The organism is Corynebacterium gottingense (assembly GCF_007559235.1).
Lineage (GTDB): Bacteria > Actinomycetota > Actinomycetes > Mycobacteriales > Mycobacteriaceae > Corynebacterium > Corynebacterium gottingense.
In genome coordinates, this window is sequence record NZ_VMHH01000010.1 from 1 (window position 1) to 21,522 (window position 21,522).

Genomic DNA, 21,522 nt, shown 5'->3' on the forward strand with positions numbered 1-21,522 from the left:
GAAGTTCGCAGTGATGCCCTTCGGTAGTTCATCCTTGTTGGAGATTGCCGCGAGCGGGTCGGCGGTTTCGCCTTCCTTGATGGTGATACCGGTTGGAGCCGGGGTGTACTTCTCGGCGTCGGTGAGGCGCTCGACGGTGAGGTCGGTCTGGATCTCTTCGCTGGTGCCGTCGGGGTAGGTGACTTCGACGGTCACCTTCTTGGTGCCCACGGAAGAGGTGTCGACCTTGCCCTTGAAGTTCGCAGTGATGCCCTTCGGTAGTTCATCCTTGTTGGAGATTGCCGCGAGCGGGTCGGCGGTTTCGCCTTCCTTGATGGTGATACCGGTTGGAGCCGGCTTGTACTTCTCGGCGTCGGTGAGGCGCTCGACGGTGAGGTCGGTCTGGATCTCTTCGCTGGTGCCGTCGGGGTAGGTGACTTCGACGGTCACCTTCTTGGTGCCGACGGAGCCGGTGTCGACATTGTCCTTGAAGTTCGCAGTGATGCCCTTCGGTAGTTCATCCTTGTTGGAGATTGCCGCGAGCGGGTCGGCGGTTTCGCCTTCCTTGATGGTGATACCGGTTGGAGCCGGGGTGTACTTCTCGGCGTCGGTGAGGTCGTTGACGTGGACGTCGACCTTTACCTCGTCCGTGCTTCCGTCGGTGTAGGAAACGACGATGGTGGCGGTGGTATCGCCGGGCTCGGACGTGTCGACCGGGTTCTTGAAGGTGACGTCTTTGACCGGGAGCTTGTCCAGGTTGGTGATGGCCTTCTTTGCGGCGTCGTTGGTCACCTTCGCGCCGACCTTGGTAGCGATACCGTTGCCGATGATCGGATCATATTGATCGTTTTGCGTCGTCACGGTGATAGGGACGTTGAACGCAGGGGAGACGGAGCCGTCAGCAAATGCAATCTGGACGGGCACGTTGTGCTTGCCCTTGAGCGACAAGTCATTGGGGCGCGCAACAATTTTTCCGTTTTCGATGCGTACCCAGTCGCGGTTGTTGTTCACATCGGAGACGAAAAGCTTAGCCCCCTGCGGGGTTGCAGGGACGTCGTTTTTGTTTACAGACGTTGCGTCAATGAATTTGGGGCCGTCTACTGCACCTGAATCTTGAACGCCGACTGTGATCGACCCGCGGAAGTCGGCCGTGAATCGGGCTGCGTCCTTCAGATTCCCGACGAAGATCTGAAAATTCGGGATGTCGTACTCGGGGCCCTCATTCTCCCCGTACATAAACGTGAATGGGAGTTCTACCCACCCAAGTTCGGGAGAATCTTCGGCGACTGTAATTTTCGTACCGATGGTTTTGCCGGGGGTGTCGTACGTGATCTCGGCGTCGTTGCCATCTACGGCGTAGAAATCGTTGGCGTTATGGCTCGCATCAAGGATGCTTTGGTCCTTTTCAACCTTGTATTCGATCTTGTCTTTGTTGTCTTTCAACGGCCAGTCGACGTTCGTTCCGGGGTCACGGATCGGGTCATCGAAGGCTACTCCTTCGAAGATCTTGGTTTCGCCCGGTGCAATAACAATTGGGTGCCGGGGGAACTTAGGCTCGTAGCGGACAAAATCAGGCAACTTTTCTTTGTCGATGTCGCCGTTGCTGTCTCGCGGAATGCCGTCGCGATTGACGTACAGGGTGATGCTTGTTTTGAACGTGGAGCCAGACGGATCCTTCGCCTCGGTGAAGAGCGTCCAAACATTTTGGTTCATGCCGTAGCCGCTGTCCGGCACATCCTCGGGCACTTTGACGGTCACGCTGCCGTCGTCATGGAACTCTGCCCAATCTGGATTCTGCCAGGCCTCGCTGCCAGCAGGTTGCGTGGACCATGTGAGTCCTTCAGGCGTGCTGCGCTGCACTGTTTCCGGATAGAACTCCCAGTATTCGGGGGCGAGGATCTCTATTGTTTCGCCCGGGTCAGCAACGTAGTAATCGGCGTAAGTCGGCCGGTACGTCAGGAACCAGGGCAGCTTGTTTTCGTTGGTCCCCTGGAGTCCGACGCTCGGAACCTCCGTGTCCTCTCTGTCCGGAACCGCGGCCTGTGCGTACGCGGCGACCGGAGCGGTCACACTGACTGCAGCGGTGCCGGAGATAGCCAGCGTAGCTGCCATGGATGCGGCGAGGGCCGGGCGAAGATCAATCTTGCGGGGGGTGAAGAAAGACCGCATGTAGGTCCCTTTCTGAGGAGACGGCTAATAGGAAGAATCAGTCCCGGGGAACCTTATCTACGGCACCAAACTGTTTTGAAAAACGCTTGATGCAGGGTTGGAGGGACCTTTGTATGGAATGTTACGGCATTGGTCATACAAAGGCACGGGGAGGCGCTGATGCGTGTCGCCAAAATGGGGGTAGGCGGGAGATCCCAGCGCAGTGCGGGTGGGGTGGCTGAAAACGGGGCCCGGCAGCCAGCGGAGCACCTTGGATTTCCCTGGAATCGTCGGCGCTCGTCGCGAGTTCTTAGTGGCGGAAGTTGCCCACCCAACGCTGCCAGGCGTGCTGGGCGTCGGAGGAGAAGCCTCCGGGCTGCGGCGCGGCCGCTTCCTGCGGTTGCTCGGAGGGGGCTGCGGGGGCTTCCGGCGCTGCCGGCTCGGGCTGCGGCTGGCCGGGCTGCCCGGCCTGCTCAGCCTGGTTCGCCGGCTCGGCCGGTGCCTGCGGCTGCGAAGCGCCCTGCTGGTCCTGGCTGTCGTTGGCGCCATCGTTGAGGCCCATCGGACGCAGTGCCTCGGAGGCCTGCTGTGCTGCCTCGCTGGCGGCGGACTGTGCTGCGGATTCGGCCGCGCTCGCCGGGTTCTCCGCACCTTGTTCGCCCGGTCCACCCTGGCCGCCCGGGGCTGCGGATGCGGTCGGCTCCGTCGCCGGTGCGGCGGTCGTGGGCTCGCTGTCCTGGGCGCCGGCGGTGCCCGGGGTGCCCGCAGCGCCCGGCTGTGCCGAATCGTTCGCGCCGCCGGTGGTGCCCGTGGTCGCCTGCGCCTCGGGGCCTGCCACCGCAGTCGTGGGCATCACGGTCGTGGGCACCACGTTGGTGGGGCGGAAGACGCGCGTGGACTGGTTCGACGGTTGTGCGGTACCCACCACCGCGTGCTGCGGCGCGTACGGGTCGGAGTTCAGGTTGTAGTTGGAACCGCCGCCCTGCTGGGCGGGCGCGGCCTGGTACGCGTCGGTGTCGTGGTGCGCGTTCTGGTGGCGGGGGTCCTGGTTGTCCTCGCTGGTGGTGGAGGAATTGTGGTCCGCGGGGGCGTCGCTAAGCGCCGTTGCCTTCGTGGACTTCGAGATTGCAGACTCGGTGCTGGAGGCGGAGGTGTCCGGGTGCTTCGTGTTGCTGTCCGTGACGTACCCGGCCTGCGCGGAGCGGTCGGAGGCGGAGGTGTTGAACACCACGATGCCCACCACGATGGCTACCAGGATGCCGGCCGTCATGAAGAGGCCCACGCGGGGCTGGTTGTCCTTCATCGCTCCTCCTCTCGCATGTCACACTATTGAGTCAAAAGTATTACAACCCTATAACAAGAGTTGCGCTGAAGCCGTTATAGCACGCCGCAGGGGAAAGTTTGTGTCCGAGTGATCGCAAACACACCCGCAGCGGCGCGATCGTGGTAGACCTAAGGGGCAAACTGCCCAAATTAGAAGGAGACGCCGATGAGTACGTGGGACGAGGAAATCTTTTCCATCGACGCCAACACCGATTTTCTCGACGAGCTGGATACCCTCGAGGGGGACGAGCTCGAGCAGGCGCTTATCGACGCCGTGCTGCTGGCCGCCAACCAAGACCCCAGCACCGTCAACGAGGACGAGCTGCTGAACGCCCAGGCTGCGGCGACGATCGTGGCCATCTGGTCCGGCGCCCCCTTCTCCGCGGGCGAGACGGCCGATACGTACACCTTTATCCGTACGCACAACGGCGCGCTGGACGAGGAAACTGCGGAGGCGGCCACGTCCGTGCTCGAGGCTGCGGCCGAGCACACCGACTCGGACCTGGACCAGTTCCTCGAAGCGCTGGCGTAGGCGCGCGAGCATGATCATCGCAGTCGAAGGCATCGACGGCGCCGGGAAGAACACCCTGGTCCAGGCGCTGCGCCGCGAGCGGGGTGCGGACGCGCTGGCGTTCCCCCGCTACGCAGACTCGATCCACGCGCAGCTGGCGCAGCGAGCGCTGCACGGGAAGATGGGCGACCTGACCGACTCCGCGTACGGCATGGCCACCATGTTTGCGCTGGACCGCTTCGGGGCGAGGGCGGACATCGCACGCTACAAGGGCAGCGACGAGATTGTGATCCTGGACCGCTACGTGGCGTCAAACGCGGCGTACTCCTGGGCGCGCACCGGCGACGAGGCGGTCGTGGAGTGGGTCCGCGAGCTCGAGTTTGACCGGCTCGGCCTTCCTCTGCCGGACCTGCAGGTGCTCGTGGACACGCCCCCGGAGGTCGCGCAGGAGCGGGCCGTCCAGCGCGCGGCGCAGGACGCCTCGCGCGAGCGCGACCGTTATGAGCGGGACGCGCAGCTGCAGCGCGACACCCACAGCGCCTACGTGTCCCTGGCGGAATCCGGCTGGGTGAGTCCGTGGATTCGCACCAATGATGCGGGCACTATTATGCAAGCAGTGAAAGACTTCTACGCCAAGGAGCCGTGATGCAGCCGAAGATCCTCGTTGTTGATGATGACCCAGCCATCAATGAGATGCTCACCATCGTGCTGGAGGCCGAGGGCTTCCGCACCGCGTCCGTCCAGGACGGCGCGGAGGCGGTGGACACGTTCCATAGCTTTGACCCGGACCTGATCCTGCTGGACCTCATGCTCCCGGGTGTCAACGGCATTGACATCTGCCGCGAGATCCGCCGCACCTCGCCGGTGCCCATCGTCATGCTGACCGCGAAGACCGACACGGTCGACGTGGTGCTCGGCCTGGAATCCGGGGCGGACGACTACATCACCAAGCCGTTCAAACCGAAGGAGCTGGTGGCCCGCATTCGCGCCCGTCTGCGCCGCACTGATGACCAGGCCAGCGACGTCCTCCACGTGGGTGACCTGACCATTGACGTCCCGCAGCACATTGTCAGCCGTGGCAGCGAGGAGATTTCGCTGACCCCGCTGGAGTTCGACTTGCTGCTCGAGATGGCTCGCAAGCCCAACCAGGTGCACACCCGTGAGGAGCTGCTGGAAACGGTGTGGGGCTACCGCAACGCCTCGGACACCCGCCTGGTCAACGTGCACGTACAGCGCCTGCGCTCCAAGATCGAGCGCGACCCGGAGAACCCGGAGATCATCCTGACCGTGCGTGGCCTGGGCTACAAGACCGGCAAGCCGGGGGTGTAGCACATAAAGCGCAACGCAGTCTGGCGGGCGAGAGAGCGCGTCGCAGAATCTTGGCGCACCTCGCTGCAGGTGCGGTTCGTGGGCACGGTGCTCATCGTCTCCACCGTGGTCATGCTCGTGCTCGGCTTCGCCATGGCTTCCGTGGTCACCCAGCGCATCGCCGCCACCAAGCTCGACGCGGCGAGCGTGGAGATTGACCGCGCGCGCGTGATGGTGGAGGACCAAGTCAACACCACTGGCAGCGCGTCCTCCCTGCAGGTGCGGCTGAACTCAGCGCGCGCCGCGCTGACGCAGCGCTCCCAGCAAAGCGCTGAGGCCCCGAGCGTGTACGAGCCGGTCCTGGTGGTCAGCGGCGGCCCCGGCGCCGGTACCTCCTCGCCGGAGTCCTTCTCCATCCCGGAGCGGCTGCGAAACTACGTGTCCGAGGGCAACGTCGCCTACCAGTACTCCAGCGTGGAGCGCGCTGACGGCACGACCTACAACGCCCTCATCATCGGGACGCCGACGAACGCGGACGTGCAGGACCTCCAGCTGTACCTGGTCATGAACATGGACAACGAGGCCTCCACGCTTGCGCTTATGCGCGGACTGATCGCCTCGGCGGCGGTGATCGTCATCGTGCTGCTGGTGGGCATCGCGTGGCTCGCCTCGCAGCAGATCGTCGCGCCGGTGCGCTCGGCGTCGCGCACGGCGGAGCGCTTCGCGTCCGGCCACCTCCGCGAGCGCATGCCCGTGGACGGCGAGGACGAGATGGCGGTGCTCGCACTGTCCTTCAACAACATGGCGGACAAGATCTCGCAGCAGATCAACCACCTTGAGCAGTACGGCGACCTGCAACGGCAGTTCACCTCGGACGTCTCCCACGAGCTGCGCACCCCGCTGACCACGGTCCGCATCGCCGCCGACATGATCGCCGCCAATGAGGACGAGCTGGATCCGGCGACCAAGCGCGCCTCGCAGTTGATGATCAGCGAGCTCGACCGCTTCGAGGCACTGCTCACTGATCTGCTCGAGATCTCCCGCCACGACGCCGGTGTCGCGGACCTCTCGCTGGCAAACATCGACGCCCGCGCGCCCATCGAGTCGGCCTGGGCACAGACGAAGCACCTGGCAGAGGAGCTCGAGGTCGAGGTGCTTTTCGACGTCCCCGAGGACCCCGTCAACATCGAGGGAGACCCGCGACGCATCGAGCGCATCGTGCGCAACCTCATGGCCAACGCCATCGACCACTCCGAAGGCAACCCGGTGCGCGTGGTGCTGCGCGCCAACGACGAGGCCGTCGCCATCACCGTCACCGACGGCGGCGTCGGCCTCCAGCCCGGCCAGGAGGAGCTGGTGTTCAACCGCTTCTGGCGCGCGGACAAGTCGCGCAAGCGCCATTCCGGCGGCACCGGGCTGGGCCTGGCCATTGCCCGCGAGGACGCGCTGCTGCACAAGGGCACGCTCGACGCGGCGGGCACCCCGGGCGTGGGCGCGCAGTTCCGGCTCATTCTGCCGCGCCACACCGAGGACGGGTTCACCGAGGAGCCCCTGCCGCTGGTCGCACCGGGGGCGGAGCTGGAAGCGGGGGCGGATCCCGCGGAGCCCGCGGAACCTGCGGAACCCGCGGAACCTGCAGGGCCGGCGGCACAGGAAGACACTGCAGCGCTGAAGGAGGCGACGGATGCGGAGGAACGGTAAGGCCAAGGCGGCGGTGGCGGTGGCGTCGATAATCGCCCTGACCACTGGATGTACCTCCTTGCCCGCGAATACTGACCCGCACGTGCTGCATCCCTTTGACGAGCAGACCGCGGGCGGGCCGGACGTGACCCCGGTGCAGGGGCGAGAGCCGGACCTGCTGCTGCGCGACTTTTACAGCGCGGCCGCGGTTCCCGCCGGCGACTACGAGGCGGCGCGCGCGTTCCTCACGGGCGACGCGCGCTCGGCGTGGGACCCGCGCGTACAGACGCTGGTGGTGGACAGCCTCGGCGTGACCACGCTGGTCGGCGGCGCAGGGAACAAGCGCAGCTTCAGCGTCCACGGCGACGTGGTCGGCGAGCTGCACGACGGCGGTGCGTTCACTCCGGAGCATGGCTCGTACGAAGCCACGATCGAGCTCGAGCTTGTCGACGGCGAGTGGCGCATTTCCTCGCTTCCGTCCGGCGTGGTGCTAGAGCGCAGCGAGATGCGCGACGAGTACCAGCCCTACGACCTCTACTTTTTCGACCCCGCCGGCAACGAGCTCATCACGGATCGCCGCTGGGTCTTCGCCCACCGCGAGTCGCTGCCGAGCGCCCTGATCTCCCTGCTCACGCAGGGGCCGTCGGACCGCCTCCAGCCCGCGGTGTCCGGCCCGAACACGCTCGCCTCTGCGGAGGAAGAGGGCGCGACGATCGCGTACACCGGCTTCAACGACGGCGCGTACGACTTCACCGGCTTCGGCGGCATGGACGAACAGACGCGCAAGCAGTTCGCCGCGCAGGTGGTCTGGACGCTCGCCTCCGCCGGCGTGACCGGACCCTATAACCTGCAGGCCGACGGGGAAGCGCTCTTCGACGGTGCCGACAAGCTCACCGTCGACGACTTCGCCGAGTTCAGCCCGCTCGTGGACCTCGTGGGCGACAGCACGCTCTATTCGCTTACCGACGGCCACGTGTCCCGCGTCAGCGGCGGCACCGCCAGCCAAGTCGACGGCCCGCTTGGGCAGGGCGGCAACGTCATGACCGCCGACATCTACGGCGAGGACGCCTGGGCCGGCGTCTTCGGCGACGGACCAGAGGGCGAGGACGACACGTTCCGCGTCGGCCGCTTCGGCGGAGGAGACGAAGAGGTAGTGAAGGGCAAGACGTTCTCCAGGCCCACCTTCGAGCCGAACGCGGCCGCCGTGTGGATCGTTGCGGAAGGCAAGAACGTGCTGCGCACGTGGCAGTCCACCGCCACCGGCGAGTACACCACGAGCGAGATCACCGTCGACCTGCCGGAAGGCGTGGAGGGCAACATTTCGGTGCTACGCCTATCGCGAAGCTCAGCGCGCGTGCTCATGATCATCGACGGCCACCTGTACACCGGCATCGTGCAGCGCGGGCAGACCGGCGATCGCTCCATCGTGAACGTGATGGAGTACGCCTCCGAGCTCGGCGGGTCATTCATCACCGCCGAGTGGCAGCCGGACGGGTCGCTGCTGGCCGGGACCTCCAGCGCGGCCGCGCCGGTGCTGCGGGTGGAGCAGGACGGTTTCTCCACGGCCACGCTGTCCGCGGGCAACATTTCCGCGCCGGTGGTGGCCGTGGGAACCTCGCCGAACATGCTCTACGTCACCGACGCCAACGCGTTGCTGCAGATGCCCATCTCCGGTGCGGACAACCCGCTGTGGCGCGAGGTCCCGGGCCTGCTGGGCACCCGCGCGCTGCCGATTGTGGCCCGCCACTAGGCAGCGGTTCCGGGGGAGGGGGGAAGACAATGCTTGGGGGCGTCGCCGACCTGATCCTGCCGCGCTACTGCGCCGGCTGCGGCGAGCCGGGCGCGGTCCTGTGCGGGCGTTGCCGCACCCTGCTGGCGGCGCCACCGACCCGCGTGTTCCCCAACGTCGCCGTCCACGCGCCCGTCTTCGCGCTCGGCCCGTACGCGGGGGCACACCGCGGCGTCATCCTGGCGATGAAGGAGCGCAAGAACCTCGCGGTGCGCCGCCACGTCGGCGCCGTCATCGGGGCCGCGGTGGAATTTCTCGAGGTGCGCGGTGACCTCGCGGACGTGGACGTGCTCGTCCCCGCCCCGACCCGTGCCGCGAGCGCGCGAGAGCGTGGCGGCGACCCGGTGCAGGCCGTGTGCCAAGCGAGCGGGCGCGCGACGGTGCCCGCGCTGGAGTTGGACCCGCGCACCGCGGACCAATCCGAGCTGGACGAGGCGGGCCGCAGGGCCAATCTGGCGGGGGCAGTGCGGGTGACGGCTACCCCCGCAGGGAACGTGGTGGTCGTAGACGACGTAGTGACTACGGGGGCAACGCTGGGGGCAAGCGTGGCCGGGCTGCTGGCCCACGGGGTGCGGGTCGTCGGCTGCCTCACGCTGGCCGAGGCGTGAATAAACGTGCAGGCAAGGGTGGGTTCTGCGTGGTACATGTGCCACCGGCTGCGAGGCGCAGGAGCGTTCAGGAAACTGGGCGGGAGTTCTTTGTAAAAACAGACATATTGGTTATGACCAGTTGTATAGTGGACGTAGACCGAGTTCCTACTACTCAAGGGAGGACGCAGATGACTTCTGCAGACCAACACGACAGCCTGAGCCCTAACGCGCAGGTGACCATCACCGGCCGAAATGTCGATGTCCCTGAGCACTTCCAAGAGCGCGTAAACGCCAAGCTTGCCAAGGTGGAAAAGCTTGACCCGTCGCTCACCTTCTTCCACGTCGAGCTGCAGCACGAGCCCAACCCGCGCCGCGAGGCGCAGGCGCAGCGCGTGCAGATCACCGCAACCGGCAAGGGCCACCTCGCTCGCGCCGAAGCGAAGGAGGACAGCTTCTACGCCGCGCTCGAGTCCGCGCTGGGCAAGATGGAGCGCTCCCTGCGCAAGGTGAAGGTCCGTCGCCAGGTTGCCCGATCCGGCCACCGCGCGCCGAAATCCACCGGCCAGATTGCCGCTGAGCTGGCGCAGGAGGCCGAGGAGGCACGCGCCCAGGCGGAGAACAACTACGACGTTGACCCGTACGCGGCCACCATTGAGGATGTGGAGCCGGGCCAGGTCGTGCGCCGCAAGGAGCACTCCGCCACCCCGATGAGCGTGGACGAGGCCCTCTCCGAGATGGAGCTGGTGGGCCACGATTTCTTCCTCTTTGTGGATGAAGAATCCAAGCGCCCGTCCGTGGTGTACCGTCGCCACGCCTACGATTACGGCCTGATCGTCCTCGCGGACGCCGAGGCGTAAGCGCTGACGCCGGCTGTACCGCCCGCGCATCCCGGGTTCGCACGGGGTGCGCGGGCGATTGTTGTGTGCGGCTGTTGTGTGCGGCGGCGGAGGGGAGGGGGCTCGGGGGCGTCGATAAGCATGCGCCCTTGCGCTCACATCAACCTTTTACCGGACAGTTAGGCCGGTGGTTGCCAACAGCTGGAGGAATATGCGTACAATTGCCCGTTGGTACACCATAATGAACTCCACGTAGAACGCGTTTTTCGCATTCGCTACGCCAAGAACTGACTCAAGAAGGATTCGCACAACGTGTTTGGACTTTCCAAGTTGCTCCGCGCCGGTGAAGGGCGCACCGTCAAGCGCTTAGCCAAGATTGCTGACCAGGTCATGGCGCTGGAAGGTGAATACGAAGCCCTGACCGACGAGGAGCTCAAGGCGAAGACTGACGTGTTCAAGCAGCAGGTTGAGGAGGGCGCGTCGTTGGACGACATCCTCGTCGACGCGTTTGCCACCGCCCGCGAGGCGTCGTGGCGCGTGCTGGGGCAGAAGCACTACAAGGTGCAGATTATGGGTGGTGCGGCGCTGCACTTCGGCTCCGTCGCCGAGATGAAGACCGGTGAGGGCAAGACCCTGACCTCGGTGCTGCCCGCATACCTCAACGGCCTGTCCGGCAAGGGCGTGCACATCGTCACGGTCAACGATTACCTGGCCAAGCGTGACGCGGAAATGATGGGCCGTGTGCACCACTTCCTCGGCCTGGACGTGGGCGTGATCCTCTCCGAGATGCGCCCGGACGAGCGCAAGAAGGCCTACGCGGCCGCGATTACGTACGGCACCAACAACGAGCTGGGCTTTGACTACCTGCGCGACAACATGACGCGCTCCGTGAACGACATGGTGCAGCGCGGCCACAACTACGCCATCGTGGACGAGGTTGACTCGATCCTCATCGATGAGGCGCGTACGCCGCTGATTATTTCCGGCCCCGTCGACGGCTCGAGCCAGTACTACACCGTCTTCGCGCAGCTGGCGCCGCGCATGCGCGAGGGGAAGCACTACGAGGTGGACCACCGCAAGCGCACCATCGGTATTACTGAGGACGGCGTGGAGTTCGTGGAGGACCAGCTGGGCATTACCAACCTCTACGCGCCGGAGCACTCGCAGCTGGTGAGCTACCTCAACAACGCCATCAAGGCGAAGGAGCTCTTCGAGCGCGACAAGGACTACATCGTCCGCCAGGGCGAGGTCATGATCGTGGACGGCTTCACCGGCCGCGTGCTGGCCGGCCGCCGCTACAACGAGGGCATGCACCAGGCCATTGAGGCCAAGGAGCAGGTGGAGATCAAGAACGAGAACCAGACGCTGGCTACCGTCACGCTCCAGAACTACTTCCGCCTGTACGACAAGCTGGCGGGCATGACCGGTACCGCCGAGACCGAGGCGGCCGAGCTGCACCAGATTTACAAGATGGACGTCGTGCAGATCCCGCCGAACCGTCCGAACCAGCGCCAGGACCGCGACGACCTGATCTACAAGACGCAGGAGGCCAAGTTCGCGGCCGTGGCCGAGGACATTGCAGAGCACTCGGAGAAGGGCCAGCCGGTGCTGGTGGGCACCACCTCGGTGGAGCGCTCCGAGTACCTCTCGCAGCTGCTTACCCGCAAGGGCGTGAAGCACAACGTGCTCAACGCGAAGCACCACGAGGAAGAGGGCCGCATCATCGCCGAGGCCGGCCTGCCGGGCCGCGTGACCGTGTCCACCAACATGGCCGGCCGCGGTACGGACATCGTGCTGGGTGGCAACCCGGAAATTCTGTTGGACGCGAAGCTGCAGGCACAGGGCCTGGACCCGTTTGAAAACGAGGAGGGCTATCAGGAGGCGTGGGACGCACAGCTCCCGGCCGCAAAGGAGCGCTCCAAGCAGCTTGGCGATGAAGTCCGCGCCGCCGGCGGCCTCTACGTGATCGGCACCGAGCGCCACGAGTCGCGCCGCATTGACAACCAGCTGCGCGGCCGCTCCGGCCGCCAGGGTGACCCGGGCGAGACCCGCTTCTACCTCTCGATGCGCGACGAGCTCATGGTGCGCTTCATGGGCCAGTCCATGGAGAACATGATGAACCGTCTCAACGTGCCGGATGACGTGCCGATCGAGGCGAAGATGGTCTCCAACGCCGTGAAGGGTGCGCAGGCCCGCGTGGAGAACCAGAACTTTGAGATGCGTAAGAACGTGCTCAAGTACGACGAGGTGCTCAACGAGCAGCGCAAGGTGGTCTACCGCGAGCGCCAGGAAATCCTGGGCTCCAAGGACATCAAGGACCAGGTCCGCCGCATGATCGACGACACCGTCGGCGCTTACGTCGAGGGAGCCACCATGAACGGTTACGTGGAGGACTGGGACCTGCGCGAGCTGTGGAACGCGCTCGACTCCCTCTACGGACCGACGGTGTCCTCCGAGGAGCTCGTCGAGGGCTCCACCTACGGCAGCCCGGGCGAGATCAGCGCCTCCGAGCTGCGCCAGGCGCTTATCGACGATGCGCAGGCCCAGTACGACAAGCTCGAGGAGAACGTCGCCGCGATCGGCGGGGAAGACCAGATGCGCAACATCGAGCGTTCCGTGATCCTGCCGATCATCGACACCAAGTGGCGCGAGCACCTCTACGAGATGGACTACCTGAAGGAAGGCATCGGCCTGCGCGCGATGGCGCAGCGTGACCCGCTGGTGGAGTACCAGAAGGAAGGTGGCGACATGTTTGCCGCCATGAACGAGGCCGTCCAGGAGGAAACGGTGCGCCAGCTGTTCCTTATCCGCAAGCAATTCGAGGGGCAGAACGGCGCTGAAGGCGCTGAAGGCGCTGACGGTGCTGCGGGCGCGGAGGGCTCCGGCGACGCACCGCAGGGTCAGCAGGCCTAAGTTCCCGTACACTACCGGGCGTGAAGAAAGGAGAGAGGCAATGCAGGGACTGATTATTGATTACGCCGGCGTCCTGGACCAGGACCCGGAGGATGTCGCCCGCTGGCGCGAGCTCATCGCCGAGGTGAAGAAGCAGGAGATCTCCGTCGGCATCCTGTCCAACGAGGAGGCAGACAGCCCGATGGCGGAGGCCATCCGCGAGTGGGAGTTCCGCGGCGACGTGGACGCCGTTGTCCTCTCCGGCGAGGTCGGGGTGGGCAAGCCTGACCGTGCCGCGTTCCAGACTGCGGCCGACGCCATCGACGTGATCATCAACGACTGCGTGATGATCGACGACGACATTGTCAACGTCCGCGCGGCCGTTGAATTCGGCATGATCGGCATCCTGCACACCGCCTTCGAGCGCACCGCGGTGGAGATCCAAACCCTGTTCGGAGTTGAGGGCGAGTTCTAATGCGCGTCTACATCCCCGCCACCTTCGCCATGCTGGAACAGCTCAACGAGCAGGGCGTCCTGCACGCCCGCAACGGGTGGGGCTTCGCCGCCACCCCGGAGCTCACCGAGTTTTTCACCTCCGGCGACCAGGAGGAGATTGAAGCCATCGCGTTCGATGACGCGGCGCTCGCCTCGATCCGCTTGCTCGCCATCGGCGACGAGGAGCGCTTCCCGCACCGCCGCGTCGTCGTGTCCGTCGACGTTGACGCCACCGGCGAGCCGGACATGGGCGAGTCCGTGGTCAAGGTTGCCGGCCCCGTCGAGCTCAAGGACGTCGCTGCCGTCCACGTGGACGTGCGCGAGGCCGAGGACGCCACGAAGCGGGCCACCGAGCTTATCGACGCCGCCGATCTCGGCGACGAGGACGCCGAGCTGGCCGTGGGCGACGCCCAGGACAACTACATGGCGTTCTTCGACCCTAGCGAGCTACCGTTCCTCATCGAGCTGCTTTAGCTCCCACTCATTATTCGAGTGCAGCGCAGCCAACAGGTTGCGCACCGCCGCCGCCCGCCTGCCCACAGGCGAGTCGGCGGCGAAGTCGTCCCACGCGCACTCCGGGTCCGCGGGCGGGCCCAGGTGGGTGCAGCCGCGCGGACAGGTGTCCGCGGCCTCGGACAGGTCCGGGAAGACGTCGATGATCTGCTCCGGCTGGACGTGCGCCAGCCCAAACGACCGGATGCCGGGGGTGTCGATGATCCAGCCGCCGCCCGGGCCGGTGAGCTCCAGGGCGACGGATTGGGTCGAGGTGTGGCGCCCCTTGCCCACGCCGGAGACGTCGCCGGTCTCGCGCTGGGCGTCCGGCACGATGCGGTTGACCAGGGTCGACTTGCCCACGCCGGAGTGGCCGATGAGGGCGGAGACGTGGGCGTCGAGAAGCTGCTTGAGCGTCGCCAGGTCGTCGTCCGTGCCCGTGCGGAGCACCTGGACGTCCAGGTCTGCGATCTCGCGCTCAAAGTCGGTGGGGTCGTCGAGGTCGGACTTGGTCACGCAGACCACGGGGCGCACCCCGCCGACGAACGCGGCGATGAGGGCGCGCTCGACAAAGCCGGTGCGCGGCGGCGGGTCGGCCGCGGCGACGACGATGAGCAAGAGCTCCGCGTTGGCCACGATGATCCGCTCGTAGGGGTCCGTGTCGTCGGCGGTGCGCCGCAGGACGGAGGTGCGGTCGGCGCGTTTGACGATGCGCGCGATCGTGTCTTTCTTGCCCGACGTATCGCCGACGACGCCGACGCGGTCGCCGACCTCCAGGCTCGTGCGCTTGAGCTGGCGGGCGCGGATGCAGTTGACCACCGGGCCGTCGTCGAGGACGACGCCCCAGCGACCGCGGTCCTTGGTGACCACCATGCCGTAGACGGCGTCGTTGTGGCTGGGCCGGTCCTTCGAGCGGGGGCGTTTGCCCTTGCCGGGGCGGACGCGGACGTCGGACTCGTCGTAGTCGGAAAAGCGACGGCCCATTAGCCCTCCACCATCGCGGTCCACATATCGGCGAAGCCCGGCAGGGTCTTCGCGGTCGTGGCGATGTTTTCCACCTGCACGCCTTCTACGGCCAGGCCGAGAATCGCGCCGGCGGTGGCCATCCGGTGGTCCTCGTAGGAGCGCCAGGTACCGCCGTGCAGCGTGGCAGGGGAGATGCGCAGCCCGTCCGGCAGCTCCTCGCAGGAGCCGCCGAGCCGGTTGATCTCCGTGGTCAGCGCCTCGAGGCGGTTTGTCTCGTGGCCGCGCAGGTGCGCGATGCCGGTGAGTTCGGACGGGGTGGCCGCCAGGGCAGCCAGCGCTGCGACGGTCGGGGTGAGCTCGCCGATGTCGCTCATGTCCAGGCGGATGCCGCGCAGGTTGCCGCGCTGCGGGCCGCGCACCTGGAGGGTGTGGTCGGCGCCGGTGGCGTGGAGCTCGACCTCGCAGCCCATGCGCTCGAGGATGTCGCGGATCACGTCGCCCGGCTGCGTAGTCTGGATCGGCCAGTGCGGTACGGCGGCGACGCCGCCGGTGACGGCTGCGGCGGCGAGGAATGGGGTGGCGTTGGACAGGTCCGGCTCGATGACCCACCGGTTTGGCCGGATCGGTTGCGGCTCGACCTTCCAGGTGTGGGCGGTGGCGGTGGTGTGCACGCCGGCGTCGGCAAGCATGGCCACCGTCATCTCGATGTGGGGCATGGACGGCAAGGTGCCGCCGGAGTGGGTGATGGTCACGCCGCGGTCGAAGCGCGGCGCGGCCAGCAGGAGGCCGGAGACGAACTGGGAGGAACCGGACGCGTCGATGGTCACCGCGCCGCCGTCGGCGCGGCCGGTGCCGTGGACGGTGAAGGGGAGTGCGTCGCCCGCCACGGCGACGCCGAGGTGGCGGAGCGCGTCCAGGATGGTGCCCATGGGGCGGGCCTTGGCCTGCACGTCGCCGTCGAAAAGCACCGGGCCCTGCGCAAACGCGGCGACGGGGGGCACGAACCGCATGACGGTGCCCGCGAGGCCGCAGTCCACCTCTGCGCCGTGAAGTTCGCCGGGCGTGACGCGGATTTCCTCGCCGCTGTGGGTGAACGTGGTGCCCATCGCGGCGAGCGCGGACTCCATGAGTTCCGTGTCGCGCGAGCGCAGCGCGCCGACGACGGTGGACTCGCCGTCGGCGAGCGCGGCGAGGATGAGCGCGCGGTTGGTCATCGACTTCGACCCCGGCACCTGCTGCGTGTGCGAGATGGGGTCGGGCGAAAACGGTGCGGTCCACAGTTCAGTCATGCGGTCCATCATAATAGAGGCATGTGTGGACGTTTCGTGCTTTTCACCACCGGCGACGAGCTGCTTGACGCCGTCGGCACCCTGCCCGGGGCCGGCACCGTCGACGCCCCCGACGGCACGCCGCCCGCCCGCTACAACATCGCCCCGACCCAGCAGGTGCCGCTCGTGCGCTTCCAGGAGCAGGAGGCGCTTATCGACGCCGCCCGCTGGGGCCTCCTCCCGTCCTGGAAAAAGGACGAAACGGGGCCGCCGTTGTTCAACGCCCGCGCCGAGACCGTGGCCGAAAAACCCTCGTTCCGCTCCGCCTTCAAGTCGCGCCGCGGCCTGATGGTGCTGGACGGGTACTACGAGTGGAAGGGGGAGAAGGGCAGCAAGCAGCCCTACTTCGTCCGGCCCGAGTCCGGCCTGCTGTTCGCCGCGGCCCTGTGGGAGACCGGTCTGGACCGGTTGTCTACCACGATGGTGACTACCGCGGCGGCTGAAAATATGGCGTGGCTGCACCACCGACTCCCGCTGTTCCTGGCCGAAGATGAGGTGGAGCAGTGGGTGTCCGGCACCCCGGAGGAGGCTGCGGAGCTGCTCGCGCCCTCGCGGGTGGCGGACACGCTGCGCTGGCGGGAGGCGGACCCGGCCGTGGGCAGCGTGCGCAACGAGTACGCGGAGCTGACCGGGGCGGGCGAGCTGACGGACGTGCCCGCGGAGTAGGGGCTTACTGCGCGGCGATGTCGGCGAAGTCCGCGCCGGTGAGGGCGGCGAGGTCCTGCGGGGCGAGCTCCGCGGAGAGCCCGCGTTGGCCGGCGGAGACGATGATGGTGGGGAAGGGGGAGACGGAGGCGTCGATAAGCACTGGCAAACGCTGCAGGGTACCGAGCGGCGAGATGCCCCCGACGACGTAGCCGGTCGCGTGCTGGGCTTTCTTGGGGTCCGCCATCGCCGCCTTCTTCCAGCCGAGTGCTTTGGCGGCGGCCTTGAGGGAGAGGTGGCCGGCGACGGGGACGCAGCACAGCGCCATCTCGCGCTCGTTGGTCTCGTTGCGGACAACGAGCGTCTTGAGCGCGGCGGCGGGGTCCACCCCGAGCTCGTCGACGGAGTGCTCGCCGAAGTGGTCCTGGCTGGCCGCATATTCCAAGATGGTGTGCTCGGTGCCTTCGAGCGCGGCGATCGCGCGCGTGCGTGCAGACATAATTGGTACTCCTTTTGGTTGCTCCCGCCCGATCGTACGCCCGGCGCGTTGCCCTACAATGGCGGGCATGCCCGAGACAGACCTGAAATCGCGCTTCACTGATGAAGCCATGCCCCTGCTTGACCAGCTCTATGGGGGCGCGCTGCGGATGACGCGGAACCCGCAGGACGCCGAGGACCTCGTGCAGGAGACGTACCTGAAGGCCTACAACGCGTTCGATCGGTTCAAGCCGGGCACGAACCTGAAGGCCTGGCTGTACCGGATTATGACCAACACGTATATCAATACGTACCGGAAAAAGCAGCGCCGACCGCTGGTGACCTCGGCGGATGACGTGACGGACAACCAGCTTTATACGTCCAGCTCGCACGAGTCGACGGGGCTGGAATCCGCCGAGGTGGAGGCGCTGAAGCTGATGCCCAATTCGCGGATCTCGCAGGCGCTTAACGAGCTGAACGAGGACTACCGCATGGTCGTGTACTACGCGGACGTTGAGGGGCTGGCGTACAAGGAGATCGCCGAGGTCATGGACATTCCGCTCGGCACGGTGATGAGCCGGCTGCACCGTGGAAGAAAACAGTTGCGCGAGATGTTGAAAGACGTAGCGCGCGATCAGGGCATCGGACTGGATCACGCTGACATGCAGGACAGCGCCAAGAAAAGCGCCAAGAAAGCGGAGGAGAAGTGATGAGCACGCCCGGAAAGCACAACGACGCCGCTGGTCGGAGCCAGGACGGTGCAGGCGGATGCTCGGGGGACTGCAACGACGTGCACCCGCTGCTGTGCGAACTGTTCGATCCGGATACTCCGCCCGCGCGTGTACTGGAAATTCGCGAGCAGATTGCGGCGTGCCCGCACTGTTTTGGCAGGCTTGAATCGGAGCAGGCCGTGCGCGATCTGGTCCGCGATTGTTGCGGGGAAGCGCGGGCGCCGGAGCCGCTGCGTGACCGGATCATCGCTTCCATCACGTCTGTGAGTTACACAGAAATTCGGTATAACTGACCATCAGCCAGTTTTTATTAATCCCGTGATCGCGCAGGTCACGGGATTTTTTGTGCCTAGATTTTGCTGAAATATGGGGGTATAGCAGTTCTTTGCTTAGAGCGTTCCACAGGTGCAAACGGGGGTGATTTTCGGGGGTGGCGATTGGTGAACAATCGCCGCCTAAGTCGGCTGAGGAAACCTAAGTATTTTTTGCCTAGGTGTTTCCTGATTGGTCCGTCTTAGGAAAACATTCAATATTCGGAGGAATGTCCAAAAAGTCCAGGTTGCTGGGAATGATAGCTGTGATTGCATGTATAACTATTCTTAAGGGGTATAATATACACTCTTGTGGACTGTTGAACAATTCTTATGGTTCTTAAATGTCGGCCGCATTTCGGGAGCGGTTGTAGAACAATTTACGTATGCACGTGACCACAAATCCCAGCCAGACCCTGATAACGTGTTGAACAATCAGTAAATAGAACGGATAAAACGGTAAAAATTCGTAGTTGGATTTACACAGCTTCCCTCTGCATACTCCTCGTGCATAAACTAAAGCCCGTAAACAACAGAACAGACACGCTGCGGACAGCGCACGGACACCATCCACGCGGCCCGCTGAACCGAGAAGAGGAACCAGTCATGAACGCCATCGCCCGCAAAGCACTTGCCGCCACTTGCGCGCTCGCAGTAATGGTGCCCGCCTTCCAGGTTCCCGCGGAGGCAAAGGTTGTTGACGACCCAAGCGTGGTCACCGTGACCGCCGACGAGGTCGGCCCCTTCTTCCACAACGTCGAGCTGGACAAGGGCCGCATCTCCTCCTTTAAATTCACCGACCCGGCTTCCGTCGGCGGCACCCAGGACTCTTCCTTCTACATCGACTTCCGCTTCGGCGGCCAGAAGCTTGAGATGAGCGGCGCGAACACCAAGGTGCAGACCCGCAAGGACGGCAAGGCCGACGTGATCACGATGCGCAACGAGGACCGCAACCTCGGTGTACAGTTCACCCGCGAGTTCCGCATCGATGGCAACACGGCCACCGTCCGTACCGAAATCACAAACACCAGCGGCAGCGACTCCTACTACCAGCTGGACATGACCAACCAGATCAACACCGCGCGCGAGCTGCAAGGGTCCTACGAGGACGGCCGCTTCACGGTCGGCCCCGAGTCCCTGGGCTACGATACGGAGATCTCCTTCGATGGCGCGACCTACTCCGGCGCTGCGAGCTCCTTCAACGGCACGACCAACCCGGACGAGGTCGGCTTCGTCGACGAGTCCGGTGCCCAGTTCCAGCGCGGCCGCTGGTTCGACGACATCGCCGCCGGCCAGACCGTCGTCGCAGAGACCACGATGACGATGCACACCCAGGACGGCGCCGAGGACACCGACGGCGACGGCCTCGCCAACGCTTGGGAGGAGCAGGGGCTCACGCTTAACGACGGCACCGAGCTCCCCCTCAACGCATGGGGCGCAGATCCGAACCGCCCCGACATCTTCCTGCAGATGAACTGGATGCCGTCCGAATACGAGTCTCTCGGCTGCTTTGACAATCCGCAGCAGGCAGCCTGCGCGGACGCAAACACGAAGAGCTACCGCCCGAGCAACGACATACTGCAGCAGCTTGTCGACCTCTTTGCGGACCACGACGTGAACCTGCACATCGACGCCGGCGAGTCCTACACCAACATCCCGAACTACTCGGAGCGCCACGGTGGCGTCTACGGCGACTACACGAAGTACTACTTCCAGAACGAGTCGCAGGGCGTCAAGCTCATGGACAACATCGATGAGATGCTGGGCGACCGCTCCGCAGTCTTCCGCAGCGGCATGGTCGGCGACCAGATGGACCCGAGCACCTACTCGGTGGGTGTCTCCACGGTTGGTGACAACGCGTTCTACGTGGCCAACCACGACCGGATGACCACTGACGAGCAGTTCCGCAACACCATCCTCCACGAGCTGGGCCACACCCTCGGCCTGGACCACAACGGCTCCACCAAGTTTGCCAACCAGGTCCCGGACTCCGACTACCTGCCCAACTACCACTCGGTGATGAACTACCTCTACCAGTTCAGCCACTTTGACTACTCCGACGACGAGTCCGTCTCCGGCGGCGAGCTGCCGCAGGAATGCTACAACCCGGGCGCAAACTGCTACACCGGTGACTATCGGGTCCCCGCCGACTGGGACAACCTGATCATCAACACCGGCCACATTGGCAAGCCCGTGGGCACCGCCGGCGTCAAGAGCACGAAGGTTGATGCCGCTGCCGCGAAGACTGCAGCCAAGTACCAGCAGGACCTGACCAAGGCGGAGAAGAACGAGGGCACCGTCGACGTCGAGGTGGCAAGCTCCAACCTCGAGGCGGGCAAGGTCGGCAAAGTCACCCTGAAGGTGAACAACAGGGGCGCGGACCTGAACCGCTACACCGTCCAGGTGGTCACCCCGCACGGCGACGCCTCCAGGGACATCGTCCTCGACGGCGCGCTGACCGACCGTGACGAGGCCACCGTCACCGTGCCGGTGACCGCTGGCGACGCAGCCATCATGCCGCTTGACGTGAAGGTCACCAACGAGAAGGGCGAGACCGCCTTCGAGGACCGCTTCGCCGTTGACGTCAAGGCCGGCAAGGCATCCGCGAACTCTGCAGCGATGGCAGGCGCTACCAACGCGCCCGCAAAGACGACCAAGACCGCGAAGTCTCAGGAGGCTGCTACCGAGACCGCAACGGCAAATCCGACCGTCGAGGCGGCACCGTCCAAGGCGGCGCCGGCGAAGTCGAAGGAGTCGACCAAGAACGACGACGGTGCAATGACCACGGTGGCGTCGCCGAAGACGCAGGACCAGCCGGAGAAGAAGGAGCTGCACACGGCTTCCGACGACAGCCGTGCGGAAGGCGGCCCGAACATCGCCGCCATCATCGTGCCGATCATCGCGATCCTGGCCATCATCGGCGGCGCTGCCGCTGCCCTCGGCTCCGGAGTGCTCGGCTAAGCGTGTTCGGCTAAGTGAGACGGATTGTGCGGAAGGCCTGGCCATGTTGGCCAGGCCTTT

General features: G+C 65.4%; 19 protein-coding genes. 14 read left to right on the top strand and 5 right to left on the bottom strand.

The window, feature by feature from the left end; genetic code table 11:
• Window positions 1–2,148: Rib/alpha-like domain-containing protein (locus tag FPH17_RS10000; RefSeq protein ID WP_244288099.1), on the bottom strand; the 2,148-nt coding region annotated here is incomplete at its 3' end.
• Window positions 2,149–2,437: 289 nt separating this feature from the next.
• Window positions 2,438–3,430, bottom strand: a complete 993-nt coding sequence (locus FPH17_RS10005) for a hypothetical protein (protein ID WP_095554257.1) — start codon at window positions 3,428–3,430, stop codon at window positions 2,438–2,440.
• Between the two features lie 186 nt (window positions 3,431–3,616).
• Between FPH17_RS10005 and FPH17_RS10010 the strand changes: the two genes are divergently transcribed.
• The 10 genes from FPH17_RS10010 to FPH17_RS10055 all read left to right on the top strand — a co-directional run bounded on the left by FPH17_RS10010 (window position 3,617) and on the right by FPH17_RS10055 (window position 14,025).
• Window positions 3,617–3,982: a DUF4259 domain-containing protein gene (locus tag FPH17_RS10010; protein WP_095554256.1), complete on the top strand. Its 366-nt coding sequence runs from the start codon at window positions 3,617–3,619 to the stop codon at window positions 3,980–3,982.
• A gap of 10 nt (window positions 3,983–3,992) precedes the next feature.
• Window positions 3,993–4,607 carry a dTMP kinase gene (locus FPH17_RS10015; protein WP_154880291.1) on the top strand — a complete coding sequence of 205 codons (615 nt, stop codon included), beginning with the start codon at window positions 3,993–3,995 and terminating at the stop codon, window positions 4,605–4,607.
• Window positions 4,607–5,290 carry an MtrAB system response regulator MtrA gene (mtrA, locus tag FPH17_RS10020; RefSeq protein ID WP_154880293.1) on the top strand — a complete coding sequence of 228 codons (684 nt, stop codon included), beginning with the start codon at window positions 4,607–4,609 and terminating at the stop codon, window positions 5,288–5,290. Before FPH17_RS10015 ends, mtrA begins: the two co-directional genes overlap by 1 nt.
• Before the next feature lie 63 nt (window positions 5,291–5,353).
• A complete protein-coding gene (gene mtrB, locus FPH17_RS10025) occupies window positions 5,354–6,970 on the top strand; it encodes an MtrAB system histidine kinase MtrB (protein WP_238397194.1) in 1,617 nt (538 codons plus the stop codon).
• The gene (locus FPH17_RS10030; RefSeq protein WP_154880295.1) at window positions 6,954–8,699 is read left to right on the top strand and encodes an LpqB family beta-propeller domain-containing protein; all 1,746 of its coding nucleotides are present in this window, start codon (window positions 6,954–6,956) and stop codon (window positions 8,697–8,699) included. The genes mtrB and FPH17_RS10030 overlap by 17 nt, the downstream gene beginning before the upstream one ends.
• Window positions 8,700–8,728: 29 nt before the next feature.
• On the top strand, window positions 8,729–9,346 hold the full coding sequence (locus FPH17_RS10035; protein WP_154880297.1) for a ComF family protein: 618 nt from the start codon (window positions 8,729–8,731) through the stop codon (window positions 9,344–9,346).
• A 170-nt stretch (window positions 9,347–9,516) separates the two neighbouring features.
• Entirely contained in the window at window positions 9,517–10,185 is a 669-nt protein-coding gene (hpf, locus tag FPH17_RS10040; protein ID WP_095278803.1) for a ribosome hibernation-promoting factor, HPF/YfiA family, read from the top strand.
• Window positions 10,186–10,476: 291 nt separating this feature from the next.
• On the top strand, window positions 10,477–13,077 hold the full coding sequence (gene secA / locus FPH17_RS10045; protein ID WP_154880299.1) for a preprotein translocase subunit SecA: 2,601 nt from the start codon (window positions 10,477–10,479) through the stop codon (window positions 13,075–13,077).
• A gap of 40 nt (window positions 13,078–13,117) precedes the next feature.
• Complete coding sequence (locus FPH17_RS10050) at window positions 13,118–13,531, top strand: HAD family hydrolase (RefSeq protein WP_154880301.1); 414 nt, start codon at window positions 13,118–13,120, stop codon at window positions 13,529–13,531.
• Window positions 13,531–14,025, top strand: a complete 495-nt coding sequence (locus tag FPH17_RS10055) for a DUF6912 family protein (RefSeq protein ID WP_154880303.1) — start codon at window positions 13,531–13,533, stop codon at window positions 14,023–14,025. The genes FPH17_RS10050 and FPH17_RS10055 overlap by 1 nt, the downstream gene beginning before the upstream one ends.
• Here FPH17_RS10055 and rsgA read toward each other — a convergent pair.
• Entirely contained in the window at window positions 13,999–15,027 is a 1,029-nt protein-coding gene (gene rsgA / locus FPH17_RS10060; protein WP_095278799.1) for a ribosome small subunit-dependent GTPase A, read from the bottom strand. The two genes, FPH17_RS10055 and rsgA, sit on opposite strands and share 27 nt — an antisense overlap.
• Window positions 15,027–16,307, bottom strand: coding sequence for a 3-phosphoshikimate 1-carboxyvinyltransferase (gene aroA, locus FPH17_RS10065; protein ID WP_238397056.1), 1,281 nt, complete (start codon window positions 16,305–16,307; stop codon window positions 15,027–15,029). The genes rsgA and aroA overlap by 1 nt, the downstream gene beginning before the upstream one ends.
• A gap of 12 nt (window positions 16,308–16,319) precedes the next feature.
• Here aroA and FPH17_RS10070 point away from each other — a divergent pair, with 12 nt between their 5' ends.
• Window positions 16,320–17,003 carry an SOS response-associated peptidase gene (locus FPH17_RS10070; RefSeq protein ID WP_154880307.1) on the top strand — a complete coding sequence of 228 codons (684 nt, stop codon included), beginning with the start codon at window positions 16,320–16,322 and terminating at the stop codon, window positions 17,001–17,003.
• Window positions 17,004–17,007: 4 nt separating this feature from the next.
• Here the strand turns inward: FPH17_RS10070 and FPH17_RS10075 are convergent, their stop codons facing one another.
• Entirely contained in the window at window positions 17,008–17,481 is a 474-nt protein-coding gene (locus FPH17_RS10075; RefSeq protein WP_095537115.1) for an aminoacyl-tRNA deacylase, read from the bottom strand.
• Between the two features lie 67 nt (window positions 17,482–17,548).
• Here FPH17_RS10075 and FPH17_RS10080 point away from each other — a divergent pair, with 67 nt between their 5' ends.
• The 3 genes from FPH17_RS10080 (at window position 17,549) to FPH17_RS11950 (ending at window position 21,462) form a co-directional block, all read left to right on the top strand.
• Complete coding sequence (locus FPH17_RS10080) at window positions 17,549–18,169, top strand: sigma-70 family RNA polymerase sigma factor (protein WP_095537253.1); 621 nt, start codon at window positions 17,549–17,551, stop codon at window positions 18,167–18,169.
• Complete coding sequence (locus FPH17_RS10085) at window positions 18,169–18,483, top strand: mycothiol system anti-sigma-R factor (protein WP_154880309.1); 315 nt, start codon at window positions 18,169–18,171, stop codon at window positions 18,481–18,483. The genes FPH17_RS10080 and FPH17_RS10085 overlap by 1 nt, the downstream gene beginning before the upstream one ends.
• Before the next feature lie 624 nt (window positions 18,484–19,107).
• Window positions 19,108–21,462, top strand: coding sequence for a zinc-dependent metalloprotease (locus tag FPH17_RS11950; protein ID WP_167496815.1), 2,355 nt, complete (start codon window positions 19,108–19,110; stop codon window positions 21,460–21,462).
• The last annotated feature ends 60 nt before the right edge of the window (window positions 21,463–21,522 follow it).